Below are 13,131 nucleotides of genomic sequence, written 5' to 3'. Positions count from 1 at the left end.
TTCTTCAGTTGAGCAACTCGGCGCGCTCGCGCAGCTCCCGGGCGGACAGCTCCAGGCGCTCGCGGTCCGGCGCGTCCGGGGACAGCTCCAGGCAGCGCTCCACGTCCTTGAGCGCCGCGCGGAAGGCCCCCAGCGTGGTGAGCAGCGACGCGCGGGTGCGCAGTTCGCCCGGGTGGTCCGGGGCCAACAGCAGCAGCAGGTCCACCACCGCCAGCCCCTGCTGGCTGTCGTCGCGCCCCAGGTACACGCGGCGCAGGTTGGACAGCATGCGGTACGCGATGAGCTCCACCGGCGCGGGCGCGAGCATCGCCCGGTCGAACTTGAGCTGCGGCGCCACGCGCTTGAGCAGCTCCTCGCAGCCGTGCTCCGTGAGGATGTCGCCGTGGTGGAACGGGTCCATCACCAGCTTGTGGTCGCCCGCGTCGCACGCCACCAGGAAGTGGCCGGGGAAGGGGACGCCGTACAGCGGGATGCCCGCGCGGCGCGCCACCTCCAGGTAGAGCACCGACAGGGTTATCGGCAGCCCCACCTTCCGCTCCAGCACCCGGTCCAGGAAGCTGTTGTCCGGGGAGTGGTAGTCGTCCTCGTTGCCCCGGAAGCCCTCGATGTCCGCGAGCACGTGGCGCAGGGCGCGCAGGGGGGCCAGGGCCTCGCCCTTCTCGCGCAGGCGCTCCGCCTCCACCTGCACCCGCGCGGCGAGCGCATCCAATGTCCGGAGACAACCCGGAGCATCCAGGTCCTCACGGCCCAACGTCGCGATGGCCAGGGCCGCCAGGTCCAGCCGCGGTGGCTCCGCGGCCAGGGAAGACACCAGCCGCTCTCGCGCCAGCGGAGGGCCGAAACCAGAGGAAAAGCTCACGGTGCGCACCAGTAACCCACGGATGCTCCTCACGGCAAAAGCAGGCAGCCGAGCATCAGGCGCCCGGTGGTGCCGCGGGCAGCCGGCCCTTGATTTCCGCACGCAGGGCCATTTGGGCTGAAATCAGTCCCGCCAGGATGCCGTCCTCGAACTCGAAGGTCGGGTGCTCCTTCAGCTCCGGGAAGTCGTGCGGGTTGCGCAGCTCCTCCGGCCCGATGTTGGGCACTGCCTCGCGCGCCAGCTTGAGCACCTTCGCCTGTTGCTGCGCAATCATCCGCTCGTAGAGGGGGGAGGCCAGGGCCAGGAACTCGTTCGCCGTGTCTTCCGTCATGGTGTGTGTGCCTCTAGCCTCACTCTTGGGCGATGTCCCACTTCATCCGCCGGTAGGTGTAACGGAAGGACTCGGCGTTCGCTTCGACGGCGTCCGCCGTGCCCTCCCGCCCGTCCAGGAAGGCGACGAAGTCGAACTGCCGGCCGGGCTGGCCGTACTCGGCGTCGAACACGCGCACGATTTCGTTCGCCGGCAGCGTCCTGCGACCCGCCACGCTCACCAGGGGGATGTCCAGGCCCTTCATGTCCTTCGACGGGGCGTAGGACTTCCACACCAGCTCCGTGCACACCAGCGACTGGTCGGAGAAGAAGTCGAAGTTGAAGTCGTACGGCCGGCCCTGGAAGGTAAAGGCGCGCAGGATGGCGCGGGCCTTGTCCACCTGTGACAGCCGGGGCCGCAGCACGCCCAGGTAGTCCACGTGCATGCCGTGCTCCACGCCGGTGAAGCTCACGCCCTCGCTGATGGACTCGATGATGCGCAGCGGGTCCCCGTGCGCGTCCTTGCCGGTGTACTCGGCCCACTTGGCGGGGAAGGCCTTCGCCAGGTGGGCGGTGAACGTCTCTGGGCGGCCGGGCAGGGTGGCCACCCAGGCCTTCACCTCCGGGTTCGCGTCGAAGGTCTGGGAGAGCTCCTGCGCGGTGCCCACGTACAGCTCCGCGTGCGGCCAGAAGCCCGGCAGCCCGATGTTGGACAGGAACCAGTTCTGCCGCGCGACCATCACGTCGCCCGGGGCCATGCGCGGCAGGAGCGCCAGCACCTGCTCCCGGGAGATGAGCGGCCTGCCGGAGCGGTGCACGCGCGTGTCGCCCATCCACTCGGCCACCGTCTTCTGCACCGGGAACACCGCCCTCGCGGTGGTGTCCTGGGTGAGGTCCGCGGCGGCCTTGGCGAAGAGCACCGGGCCGCGCTTCAAGAGGCGTGAGCGGGCCGCCTTGCTGTCCTGCCGCATGGTCTGGAAGAGCGCGGGGACACCGGGCTCGTCCAGCACGCCGGACTTCGACAGCACCGGGTGCAGCGTCGCGCGGTAGCCGTCGCCCGTGAAGAGCTGCGTGCTGGTGCCCACGTGGACGACCTTCTCCTTGAATCGGCTGAAGGCGCGCGCGGGCAGGCCGTACTCGGGGCCGGGCTCATCCAGCAGCACCTCCAGCTGCGCCTGTCCCCCGGTGAGGTCCGCGAAGGCCATGCCCTGCGCCAGCTCCGACGCGAGCGCGGCGTGGGTGAGGAGGAAGCCCCAGGCGTGCTTCTTCGGCTGGGTGAGGGCGGGCACCTTGAGGAAGTCCCAGTAGCGCTGGCGCACCACCTCCGTGGAGACGAAGCAGTCGAAGAAGGCGGCCCAGGTGGACACCAGGAGCTGCTTCTCGTCCGGGGTGTACGGCGCGTCCTTGCCGCGCCGGTACAGCGCCTTGGAGCGGAAGGCCTCCTCCCGCAGCCGGCGCAGCCCATCCGTCCCCTGGCGCAGCGTCTCCAGGTCGCGGCGGGCCTGGGCCACGAAGGCGGCGTCGTCCAGCGCGTAGACGTCGCGCGGGGCCGTGTTGGCGACAGGGGGGGCGGACGGCGGGGCGGCGGGAGGGCTGGCGAGCGTGAGCCAGGCGGCGAGCAGGGAGGCTGCGGACATCAGGGAGGACACTCCGGCGGGCGTTGGCGCGGGGGACTCTACCCTGAAGCGAACGCGGGCAAGACGGCCGGTCCCTTGGCCGCCCGGCGTCGTAGGAGGTGGCGGGCGGCAGGGTGGCCCTGGGCGGGCACCATCCCCACGTTGAGGCATGGATGGCCGTCCGGGCACTGGACGCTCCGGGCGCAAGAAAGGTGGAAGACACGATGGCTTACGGAAAGGCTGAGGATCCCTCGCGCTCCATCACCCCGCATCTGGATGGGGTGGAGTACCCGGCGACACGCGAGGAACTCGTCGAGGCCGCCGCGGACAACGAGGCCCCCGTCGACATCATCAACATCCTCAAGTCCCTGCCGCAGGATGAGTACATGCTGCGCGACCACGTGCTGCGCGACCTGGCGGAGGCCGAGCGCCGCTTCGCGATGAACGGCCTGAAGGACGACGATGGCGTGGACCGCGACCGGCGCAACATCGGACGCGACCGCATCGAGGGTGCCTCCGAGGGTGAGACGCGCCACCCCTAGTGTCGACCGCGCGCTGACACTCCACACAAGGACGTTGCAAGACGCTCGCGGGCGCCCTGGCTTTCTGCCAGCGTTCGCGAGCGCATGCGTACGGGCCTCTTGTGGAGCTATCTCCTGCTGTTGCTGGCTGCCGGGTGCAAGTCCCGGTATCCGCCGCTCAACCCCGCGCCGGGGCTGCCGCCGCCGGTGCGTCTGGACTTCAAACCCCCCGTGGATCGCCTCCTCACCGAATCCGTGCGCGCCACCCGCACCCTCCAGCGCGAGGGCCGGCCGGAAGTGCGCGACGAGGCGGCCTTCACCACCGAGACGCGCTTCACCCCGTCCGACGGCGGCTGGCGCGTGGCCCAAGCCGTGCGCACCCCGCGCCAGGTGCATGACGGGCACGACGTGCCGTCCGTGTCCGGCGCCGTGCTGGAGCGCTTCACGCTGCGCATGCAGCTGGCGGCGGACGGCACCTTCGTGAAGCTGGTGGGCCCGGAGGCCGCGCAGGAGGCGCTGCGGCAGGTGGCGCCCGAAGGCACCGGCGTGCCGGAGATGGAGCGCTTCTTCAGCCCGGAGGCGCTGGAGATCCGCACGCGCCGCGAGTGGGAGGCGAAGTACGCGGGGCTGCTCCAGCGCAACCTGGTGGAGGGGCAGCGCACCTGGGCGGTGGACTCCGTGGACGTGAACGGCGAGGAGCGCGCCTTCCTGCTGGAGCGCACGGTGCAGGGCACGCGGCTCACGACGTTCGGCGACGCAGTGGTGCTGACGCTGAAGTGCCTGGACGCGCTGCCACCCAAGGCCCCGGCGGAGCTGAAGGCCGCGTGGGCGGAGGCCGGTTCGCCCGAGCTTTCGAAGGGCGTGACGTGTGAAGGCGAGCAGGTGGTGACGTGGTCCCGGTTCATCCCGGTGCGCCGCCTGCTGAAGGTGAAGGCGGTGGGGGCGGGCGGCACGCTGACGCTCACCACCGAGTCCCAGGCGGAAGCGCTCCAGGAGGAAGGGCCATGAGCCACGACGAGTACCTCATCGAGACCGAAGCGGGTGTGAAGCACGTGGTGCAGGAAGCCAGGCGCGTGGCGGTGCTGGGCATCAAGACGGAGGACCACTCCGCCCAGCCCGCGTACTACGTGCCGGAGTACCTGGCGAAGGCGGGCGTGGACGTGGTGCCGGTGCCCGTCTACTACCCGGACGCGACGGTGATCCTGGGCAAGCCCGTGTACCGGAAGCTGGTGGACATCCCGGGCGACATCGACCTGGTGGACGTGTTCCGCAGGCCCGGTGACATCGACCAGCACGTGGACGACATCATCGCGAAGAAGCCCAAGGCGGTGTGGTTCCAGTCCGGCATCCGCAACGACGCCGCGGCGAAGAAGCTGGCGGCCGCGGGCATCCGCGTGGTGCAGGACCGCTGCCTGATGGTGGACCACCGCCGCTACAGCGGGCGCTGAGAAAGACAACGGCCCTCCGCACCCGAAGGGCACGGAGGGCCGCGTGGCCGCGCGTGGAGGGCGGCGGCCTTTGTCAGCTCAGTAGTTGCCGGAGATGACCTTGGGCAGGGCCTTCGCCAGGTCCGGCAGCGGGCCAATCTGCCGCGAGTCCGCCGCCTGCGCCGTGCCGTTGTTGCGCAACAGGCCGCGCATCTGCACGGACGTCAGCAGCCGGCCGTTGGCCTTCGCCACGCCCTGGGCGCTGACGGCGGCGCCCACGACGATGGGCGACGCGCTGGAGGTGCCGCTGAAGGTGGACGTGTAGTACTGGTCCTCGCCGTAGCCGCTGCCGAAGCGGTCGCCGTAGCCGGTGGTGACGACCTTCTCACCCCAGGCGTGCACGTTCACGCGCTGGCCGAAGTTGGTCCAGCACATGGGCACGCGCGTGGTGGAGGTGCTGGCGCCCACCAGGATGGCGCCCGAGTCACGCGTGGCCGGGTTGAACCGGCCGCCGTAGGCCGCCGCGTCCAGGTTCGCGCTGCCGTTGCCCGCCGCCTCCACCACGACGACGCCGTTGGCGGTGGCGTTGCGGATGGCGTCGTAGTTGTCCTGCCAGTACTCCATCGCGATGTAGTTGCACTGGGACGTGTTGCACGTGCAGGCCGTGCCGTCCGCGGGGCCGCCCGCGTGCAGCTCGATGAGGATGACGCCGCCCGCGCCCACCGCCGCCGCCGCGTTGGTGATGGCGCTCGCGCTGCTCTGCGCGCCAATGGCCTCCACGCCCGGGGACGCCGCGCTGGCGATGCCCGTCACACCGTAGGCATTGTTCGCGCCCACGATTTCACCCATCACCGCGGTGCCGTGGTTGCGCCAGCCCAGGTCGTTGTACTGCGTGCCGCCCACGCGGAAGAACGTGGGGAAGTCCTCGTGGGTGGTGCGCCAGCCACCCTCGATGTCCACGATCTTCACGTTGGTGCCCCGGCCGCCCGTCTGCGTCCACGCGTACGTCGCGTTGATGCCGGAGGGCGCCGCGTTGAGATAGCCCTGGGCGGACTGGTACGCCGGCGTGGTGGGCGGCAGGTCCGCCGCGGACAGCAGCGTGCGCAGCCCCGCCTCCATGGCGAAGTTCACCATCGCCGGCTCCGGGGGCGGCGCCGCGTAGGCCGTCTCCACGCTTCCAACGCGGTTGAGCGCCGCCACCAGGTCCGCCACGGTGTCCGCGGTGGTGCCGGGCAACAGCGGTACTTCGAAGTACAGGTTCAGGTCCGCCAGCTGCTCGCCGCTCGCCCGCTCACCGGACGCCTTGCTCGCGTCCAGCGTGGCCTCTTCCGCCTGGAATACCCGGTCCAGAGCACCGATGCGCGGCGCGCGCTCCAACAGCGACACCACCTCCGCCAGGTCCGACTCCACGCGCGCGGAGTCCAGGCGCAGGCCGGACAGCAGCTCACGCTCGCCAGCGCTGCGCTCGGAAGCCAGGGCGCGCAGCGCGTTGTCGCGCAGGCGCACGTGGCTGCCCTCGTGGAACTTCACCACCAGCCGCTCCACGAACGTGCCCGCGGGCAGCTCCCGCCCCGTGGGCTTCGCCAGGAGCGCGCGCGGCGCCAGCGAGGGGGCGGCGCCAGCAGCGGGGGCCAACGCCAGCAGGGACACAGCCATGACCGCGCCACGCAGGCGGAGCGGGGACAGCGTCGACTTCAGCATGGACTTCCTCCGGGATGAACAGCATCCCCACCATGCCACGCCGGTCTGTCATTCAAATCGGGCTATTCAGTTATTTCTTTCCTGGTGACTTATTCGGCCCTTGTTGAAACAGGCGGTCGTGCCCATGGGGCACCGGAGCCGGCTCCGGTGCCGGCTCAGGTGGTCTGCTCGAAGGGCACGGGGGGCCGGGCCAGGGCGCGCTCCGCGGACAGCCGGGCTTGATCCAGCGCGTCGAAGCCGCGCTCCAGCGTGGCGGGTGTCACCGGCGGCAGGTTGGAGACGACGACGTAGACGGGCACGTTGCGCGTCTGGAGCACGGTGAGCTGGAGGCGGAAGTGGTCGCGCCGGAGCGCGGCGGACCCGGCGGCCAGGCCCTGCGGATAGGCCATGGGACCGCCCACCACCTTGCGCGTCCGGCTGGGCAGGTAGTGCACGAGGATGGCGTCCAGGTCCTTGCCAATGGCGCTCTCCTGGAGCGACAGCGCGGGCGCCTTGTCCACCAGGCCGCCGTCCCAGAACAGCTGGCCGTCCAGCGGCACCGCGCGGAAGAGGCCCGGGTACGCGCAGGTGGCGTGGACGCGCGGGGCCAGCTCCCCGGTGGTGAACGCCTGGTGCGTGCCGTGGGTGAGGTTGGCGACGGTGAGCAGCAGCGGGTGCGGCAGGTCCTCGAAGGTGGACACCGGCAGCGTGTCCTCCAGCAGGCGCCGGAAGCGCTCGCCCTTGAGCAGGCCTGTGAAGCCGTGCCCCTGGGACGCCACGTTCAGCACCGCGCCAATGGGGTCCGGGTCCCAGAAGTTGGCCCGCGTCTGGCGCAGCACCAGCTCCTCCAGCGCCGGCATGGGCATGCCCGCCGCCGCGTACGCCGCCACCATCCCGCCCGCGGACGTGCCCGCGTACGCGTGCGGCTTGAGGCCGGAGGCGTGCAGCCCCTTCAAGAAACCCGCGTGGCCATAGAAGCCGAAGTAGCCCGCGGAGAGGACCAGTCCGAACCGCTTGCCTTCGAGCAGGGAGTGCAGCGTCGAGGAGGGAGCCATTTCGGATTTTTATGGGATGGGTGCACTCCAAGGCAACGCAATGCGTTGGCGGGGCCATTGTGGTTGGGGGCGAGCATCGATATATGTTGATGGCTCGATATGGACGTCCTCTCCCAATCCTTCCGTGTCCTGGGGGACACGACGCGGCTGCGCATCCTGCGGTTGGTGGCCCAGGCGCCGCTGAACGTGACGGAGCTCGTGTCGCTGGTGGGGGTGGCCCAGTCGTCGGTGTCGCATCACCTGTCGAAGCTGAAGGGGCTGGGGCTCATCCGCGAGGAGCGGCAGGCGGGCTTCACCTACTACTCGCTGGCGCTGGAGTCGGATGACTCGCGCTGGCCGCTCGTCCGGCTGGCGCGCGAGGCGGAGGACGCGGCGGGGGACTCCGCGCGGCTCAGTGACTTGCTGCGCGCGCGGGAGGACCGGCAGGCGCTCAACGAGCGGCTGTTGGAGCCCGGCCAGTCGTGGTTCCTCTGGGCGGGCGCGCTGGCGTCGCTGCTGCCGCCCTTGGACGTGGCGGACTTCGGCTGCGGCACGGGCGTGTTCAGCCGGGCCATGGCGCGGTGGGCGCGGCACGTGTGGGCCATCGACCAGAGCGAGGACGCGCTGTCCCAGGCTCGAACCCTGGCCCTGCGTGACGCGCTCACCAACATCACGTTCCTGCGCGAGGACCTGCACCGGCTGTCCCTGGCCGGCGGGCGCATGGACCTGGTGGTGATTTCGCAGAGCCTCCACCACGTCGAGTCGCCCGCGGCGGTGGTGGCGGAGGCCGCGCGGCTGCTCAAGCCGGGCGGCCGGCTGGTGGTGCTGGAGTTGCTGCCGCACGAAGAGAAGTGGGTGCTGGAGCGGTTGGGGCACCGGCACCTGGGCTTTTCGCCCGAAGTCTTGGAAGCGGCCCTTCGCGAGGCCGGCTTCACGTCATTCACCCGCGAGACGCACGCGCGCGACGGGGCCAGTCCCTTCCGCGTCTTCCTGCTGACCGGAGTCAAACCGTCATGACGAGCCACATCGCCCACCCCCTGCCGCTTCCCCCCGGGGAGCACGGCCAGCGCGTGGAGGCGCTCAAGGCCGCGATGCGCGAGCGCATCCTGGTGCTGGACGGCGCCATGGGCACGCTCCTGCAGGGGCACCAGCTGGTGGCGGCGGACTTCGGCGGCGCGGAGTACGAGGGTTGCAACGAGCACCTGGCCCTCACCCGCCCGGACGTCATCGAGGGCATCCACGCGAAGTACTTCGCCGCGGGCGCGGACGTGACGGAGACGGACAGCTTCGGTGGCACCCCCGTGGTGCTGGCGGAGTTCGAGCTGGGCCACAAGGCGATGGAGATCAACATCGCCGCGTCCCGCCTGGCGCTCAACGCCGCGAAGGCCGCGGAGGCGAAGGACGGGCGGATGCGCTGGGTGGCGGGCTCCATTGGCCCCACCACCAAGGCCATCAGCGTCACGGGCGGCATCACCTTCGAGGAGCTGGTGGACAACTTCGCCGTGCAGGCCGAAGGGCTCGCGGTGGGTGGCTCCGACTACCTGTTGGTGGAGACGGCGCAGGACACGCGCAACGTGAAGGCGGCGCTGCTGGGCATCGACCGGGCCTTCAAGAAGCTGGGCTGGGCGGTGCCGGTGGCGGTGTCCGGCACCATCGAGCCCATGGGGACCATGCTCGCGGGCCAGTCCGTGGAGAGCCTGGCCACGTCGCTGGAGCACACGGAGTTGCTGTACCTGGGGCTCAACTGCGCCACGGGTCCGGACTTCATGACGGACCACATCCGGTCGCTGTCCTCCATGAGCCCGTTCCCGGTGTCGTGCGTGCCCAACGCGGGCCTGCCGGACGAGAACGGTCAGTATCTGGAATCGCCGGAGATGATCTCCCGGTCGCTCAAGCGCTTCTGTGACAACGGTTGGATCAACGTGGTGGGCGGCTGTTGTGGCACGCACGCGGGCCACATCGAGGCGCTCGCCGCCATGGTGAAGGGCCTCAAGCCGCGCACGGAGGTGCCGAAGCCGCGCTCGTCGCTGTCCGGCGTGGACTACTTGGAGGTGACGGACGAGCAGCGCCCCATCATCGTGGGCGAGCGCACCAACGTCATCGGCAGCAAGAAGTTCAAGGAGCTCATCGTCGCGGGTGCATTCGACGACGCGTCGGAGATTGCCCGCGCCCAGGTGCGGCGCGCGGCGCAGGTCATCGACATCTGCCTGGCGAACCCGGACCGGGACGAGCTGGAGGACATGCGCCACTTCCTGGAGGTGGTGGTCAAGAAGGTGCGCGTGCCGCTGATGATCGACTCGACGGACGAGAAGGTCATCGCCATGGCGCTCACGTACTGCCAGGGCAAGGCCATCATCAACTCCGTCAACCTGGAGGACGGAGAGGAGCGCTTCGAGAAGGTCGTCCCCCTGGCTAAGGCCTTCGGCGCGGCGCTGGTGGTGGGCTGCATCGACGAGGTGGGCATGGCCGTCACGCGCGACCGCAAGCTCGCCGTGGCCGAGCGCAGCTACGAGCTGCTCACCCAGAAGTACGGCATGCGCCCGGAGGACCTGTACTTCGACCCGCTCGTGTTCCCCTGCGCTTCGGGTGACGCGCAGTACACCGGCAGCGGCGTGGAGACGATTGAGGGCGTGCGGCTGATCAAACAGCGCTTCCCGCAGTGCCGCACGGTGCTGGGTATCAGCAACGTGTCCTTCGGCCTGCCCACCGCGGGCCGCGAGGTGTTGAACTCCGTGTTCCTGTACCACTGCGTGCAGGCGGGCCTGGACATGGCGCTCGTCAACTCGGAGAAGCTGGAGCGCTACCCGTCGCTGCCGGAAGAGGAGCGGAAGCTCTCCGAGGACCTCCTCTACAACCGGACCGCGGACCCCGTGACGCCCTTCGCGGCGCACTTCCGCGAGCGCAAGCCCGCGCGCGCCCAGGTGAGTAGCCTGCCGCTGTTCGAGCGGCTCCAGCGCTACATCATCGAAGGCACGCGCGACGGCCTGACCGCGGACCTGGACCTGGCGATGAAGGAGATGCCTCCGCTGGAGATCATCAACGGGCCGTTGATGAAGGGCATGGACGAGGTGGGCCGCCTCTTCGGCGCCAACGAGCTCATCGTCGCGGAGGTGCTCCAGAGCGCGGAGTCCATGAAGGCGGCGGTGAACCACCTGGAGCCGCACATGAGCCAGACCCAGGCGGCGTCGCGCGGGAAGATCGTCCTCGCGACGGTGAAGGGGGACGTGCACGACATCGGCAAGAACCTGGTGGAGATCATCCTCGCCAACAACGGCTTCCAGGTGGTGAACCTGGGCATCAAGGTTCCGCCCGAGCAGTTGGTGCTGGCGGTGAAGGAACACCGCCCGGACATCCTGGGCCTGTCGGGCCTGCTGGTGAAGAGCGCGCACCAGATGGTGGCCACCGCGGAGGACCTGAAGCGCGCGGGTGTGGAGACGCCCATCCTGGTGGGCGGCGCCGCGCTCAGCCGCAACTTCGTGGACCGCAACATCGCCCCGGCCTACGGCGGCGGCACCGTGGCCTACGCGCAGGACGCGATGAACGGCCTGGAGCTGGCGAAGCAGATTGTCGAACCGGGCGCGCACGCGAAGCTGCGGGACGACCTGGCCGCGCGGCGGCTGAAGCTGGCGCAGGAGGCGAAGGACCGGCCCGCGCCCGCGGCCCCGGTGCGCCGCTCGCGCAGCACGGAGGTGCCGGTGCTGGACGCGGTGCCGCCCGCGCCGGACTTCGCGCGGCACGTGCTCACCAACACGCCGTTGGACCACATCTGGAAGTTCATCAACCCGGTGATGCTCTACGGCCGCCACCTGGGCCTGCGCACGTCGTCGCGCGCGCTGGGCACGCCGGCGGAAGCGGAGCTGGCGAAGACGGAAGAGGGCCGCAAGGCGCTGGCGCTGAAGGAGGCGGTGGAGGAGCTGAAGACGCTGCTCCGTGGTGGCGTGATGCACGCGCGCTCGGTGTTCCAGTTCTTCAAGGCGGCCAGCGACGGCGACCGCGTGCTGCTCTTCGACGGCACGACGGGCGAGCCGGTGACGTCCTTCGACTTCCCCCGGCAGGACAAGGACAACGGCCTGTGCCTGGCGGACTACGTGAAGCCGCTGGAGAACGGCAAGCCGGTGGACGCGCTCTCGCTGTTCGTCACCACCGCGGGCACGGGCATCCGCGAGCTGTCCGAAGGCTTCAAGGCCAAGGGCGAGTTCCTCAAGATGCACGCGGTGCAGGCGCTGGCGCTGGAGACCGCGGAGGGTTACGCGGAGCTCCTGCACACGCAGCTGCGCAGCATGTGGGGCTTCCCGGACCGCGCGGACATGACGATGCTGGAGCGCTTCCGCGCGGAGTACACCGGCAAGCGCTACTCGTTCGGCTACCCGGCGTGCCCGCGGCTGGAGGACCAGACGAAGCTGTTCGCCGCGCTCAAGCCGGAGGAGATCGGCGTGCAGCTCACCGACGGCTGCATGATGGAGCCCGAGGCGAGCGTGTCCGCCATCGTCTTCCACCACCCGAACGCGACGTATTTCTCGGTGACTTGATGCGTCGCGGGCCCGAAGGCCGGGCCCGGGCGCGGCGGAAGGGTTAGATTGCCGCCCATGCCTTCGCCCACCATCCGTCGCGCCGTCCAGCTCCTGCCCGCGTGTGCCACGACGGGCATTGGCAGCCTGCCGCACACCCAGGTGGAACTGGGTCTGCAAGCCGCGCTCGCCATGGACATCCCGTTCCTGCCGCAGCTGCCGGTGGGCCATCCGTCCGAGCTGATGATCCCCGCCGCGCTGGAGGGCCTGCCGGGCCTGCGCTTCGACGAGGACGGCGTCTGCACGGTGGACGTGGACGCGTGGAGCGCGGGGCGCGAGGCCTTCGAGAAGCGGCTGGAGGCGGCGCTCGCCTCCGGGAACCTGGAGTCCTTCGAGCCCACGGCGGACGCGTGCCGCGCGTGGAAGCCGTTCCTCTGGGAGGTGGAGCACCGCAAGCTCGCCTTCGCGAAGGCGCAGCTGTCCGGCCCCTTCACGGTGCGCTCCGTGGTGCGCACCGCCACGGGCGAGCCGGTGCTGGCGGTGCCGGGCCTGGACGCGGCGCTGTACCGGCTGGTGATGGTGCGCGCGCTGGCCATGGTGCGCGCCCTCAAGCGCACGGGCACCACGCCCCTGTTCTACCTGGACGAGCCGGGCCTCTACGCCTACGTGCGGATGAACCCGCAGCACCTTTTGGCCCAGCAGGAGCTGCGGCTCTTGGTGGTGGCGCTGCAGCGCGAGGGCGCGCTCGTGGGCGTCCACTGCTGCGGCAACACGGACTGGGGCGTGCTGCTGGACGCGCAGGCGGACCTGGTGTCGCTGGACGTGAGGCTGTCGCTGGACGCGATGCTGGAGGAGACGGACGCGCTGAAGCGCTTCCTGGACTCCGGCGCCACGCTGAGCCTGGGCGTCATCCCCACGGACCTGGCGTCCACGTATTCGGTGGAGGAGCTGTCGGACTCGGTGGAGGCGTCGTTGAAGGCGGCGCTGCCGAACGACATCGGCTTCTCGCGCGCGCTGTCCACGGTGTTGCTGACGCCCGCGTGCGGCCTGGCGATGCGCTCGGTGGTGGACGCCGAGCGCATCCTGGAGGAACTCAAGCAGGCCCAGCGCCGGCTGAAGCGGGCGCTGGAGTCCGAGCGCCCATCCCTCCAGGGGCTTCCGCCCGCGCACTGAAAAA

General features: G+C 70.3%; 11 protein-coding genes. 6 read left to right on the top strand and 5 right to left on the bottom strand.

What is annotated here, in order from left to right:
• Positions 1 to 4: 4 nt before the first annotated feature.
• The 3 genes from D7X30_RS22065 to D7X30_RS22055 form a co-directional block, all read right to left on the bottom strand.
• Positions 5 to 829 (bottom strand): SirB1 family protein, encoded by an 825-nt coding sequence (locus D7X30_RS22065; protein ID WP_120565005.1) that lies wholly within the window; start codon positions 827 to 829, stop codon positions 5 to 7.
• Between the two features lie 85 nt (positions 830 to 914).
• Positions 915 to 1,190: a hypothetical protein gene (locus D7X30_RS22060; protein ID WP_120564916.1), complete on the bottom strand. Its 276-nt coding sequence runs from the start codon at positions 1,188 to 1,190 to the stop codon at positions 915 to 917.
• A gap of 19 nt (positions 1,191 to 1,209) precedes the next feature.
• Positions 1,210 to 2,805 carry a YiiX/YebB-like N1pC/P60 family cysteine hydrolase gene (locus D7X30_RS22055; RefSeq protein ID WP_120564915.1) on the bottom strand — a complete coding sequence of 532 codons (1,596 nt, stop codon included), beginning with the start codon at positions 2,803 to 2,805 and terminating at the stop codon, positions 1,210 to 1,212.
• A 203-nt stretch (positions 2,806 to 3,008) separates the two neighbouring features.
• On the opposite strand from D7X30_RS22055, the gene D7X30_RS22050 reads away from it, so the two are divergent.
• The 3 genes from D7X30_RS22050 (at position 3,009) to D7X30_RS22040 (ending at position 4,753) form a co-directional block, all read left to right on the top strand.
• On the top strand, positions 3,009 to 3,326 hold the full coding sequence (locus tag D7X30_RS22050) for a DUF2795 domain-containing protein (protein WP_120564914.1): 318 nt from the start codon (positions 3,009 to 3,011) through the stop codon (positions 3,324 to 3,326).
• 84 nt (positions 3,327 to 3,410) lie between these two features.
• The gene (locus tag D7X30_RS22045; protein ID WP_120564913.1) at positions 3,411 to 4,313 is read left to right on the top strand and encodes a hypothetical protein; all 903 of its coding nucleotides are present in this window, start codon (positions 3,411 to 3,413) and stop codon (positions 4,311 to 4,313) included.
• Positions 4,310 to 4,753, top strand: coding sequence for a CoA-binding protein (locus D7X30_RS22040; RefSeq protein ID WP_120564912.1), 444 nt, complete (start codon positions 4,310 to 4,312; stop codon positions 4,751 to 4,753). The genes D7X30_RS22045 and D7X30_RS22040 overlap by 4 nt, the downstream gene beginning before the upstream one ends.
• A gap of 78 nt (positions 4,754 to 4,831) precedes the next feature.
• On the opposite strand, the gene D7X30_RS22035 is transcribed toward D7X30_RS22040, so the two are convergent.
• Positions 4,832 to 6,433, bottom strand: a complete 1,602-nt coding sequence (locus D7X30_RS22035; RefSeq protein ID WP_120564911.1) for a S8 family peptidase — start codon at positions 6,431 to 6,433, stop codon at positions 4,832 to 4,834.
• Positions 6,434 to 6,588: 155 nt separating this feature from the next.
• Entirely contained in the window at positions 6,589 to 7,467 is an 879-nt protein-coding gene (locus tag D7X30_RS22030; protein ID WP_014394832.1) for a patatin-like phospholipase family protein, read from the bottom strand.
• Positions 7,468 to 7,566: 99 nt separating this feature from the next.
• On the opposite strand from D7X30_RS22030, the gene D7X30_RS22025 reads away from it, so the two are divergent.
• From D7X30_RS22025 to D7X30_RS22015, 3 genes are read left to right on the top strand one after another with little or no spacing between them, the layout of a single operon-like run.
• On the top strand, positions 7,567 to 8,463 hold the full coding sequence (locus D7X30_RS22025; RefSeq protein ID WP_120564910.1) for a metalloregulator ArsR/SmtB family transcription factor: 897 nt from the start codon (positions 7,567 to 7,569) through the stop codon (positions 8,461 to 8,463).
• On the top strand, positions 8,460 to 11,975 hold the full coding sequence (metH, locus tag D7X30_RS22020; RefSeq protein ID WP_120564909.1) for a methionine synthase: 3,516 nt from the start codon (positions 8,460 to 8,462) through the stop codon (positions 11,973 to 11,975). The genes D7X30_RS22025 and metH overlap by 4 nt, the downstream gene beginning before the upstream one ends.
• A gap of 57 nt (positions 11,976 to 12,032) precedes the next feature.
• Positions 12,033 to 13,127: a hypothetical protein gene (locus tag D7X30_RS22015; protein WP_120564908.1), complete on the top strand. Its 1,095-nt coding sequence runs from the start codon at positions 12,033 to 12,035 to the stop codon at positions 13,125 to 13,127.
• Positions 13,128 to 13,131 lie beyond the last annotated feature (4 nt).

This window comes from Corallococcus sp. AB011P, from assembly GCF_003611605.1.
In the GTDB taxonomy this organism is placed as follows: domain Bacteria; phylum Myxococcota; class Myxococcia; order Myxococcales; family Myxococcaceae; genus Corallococcus; species Corallococcus coralloides.
This window is presented reverse-complemented; position numbering and strand designations above follow the sequence as displayed.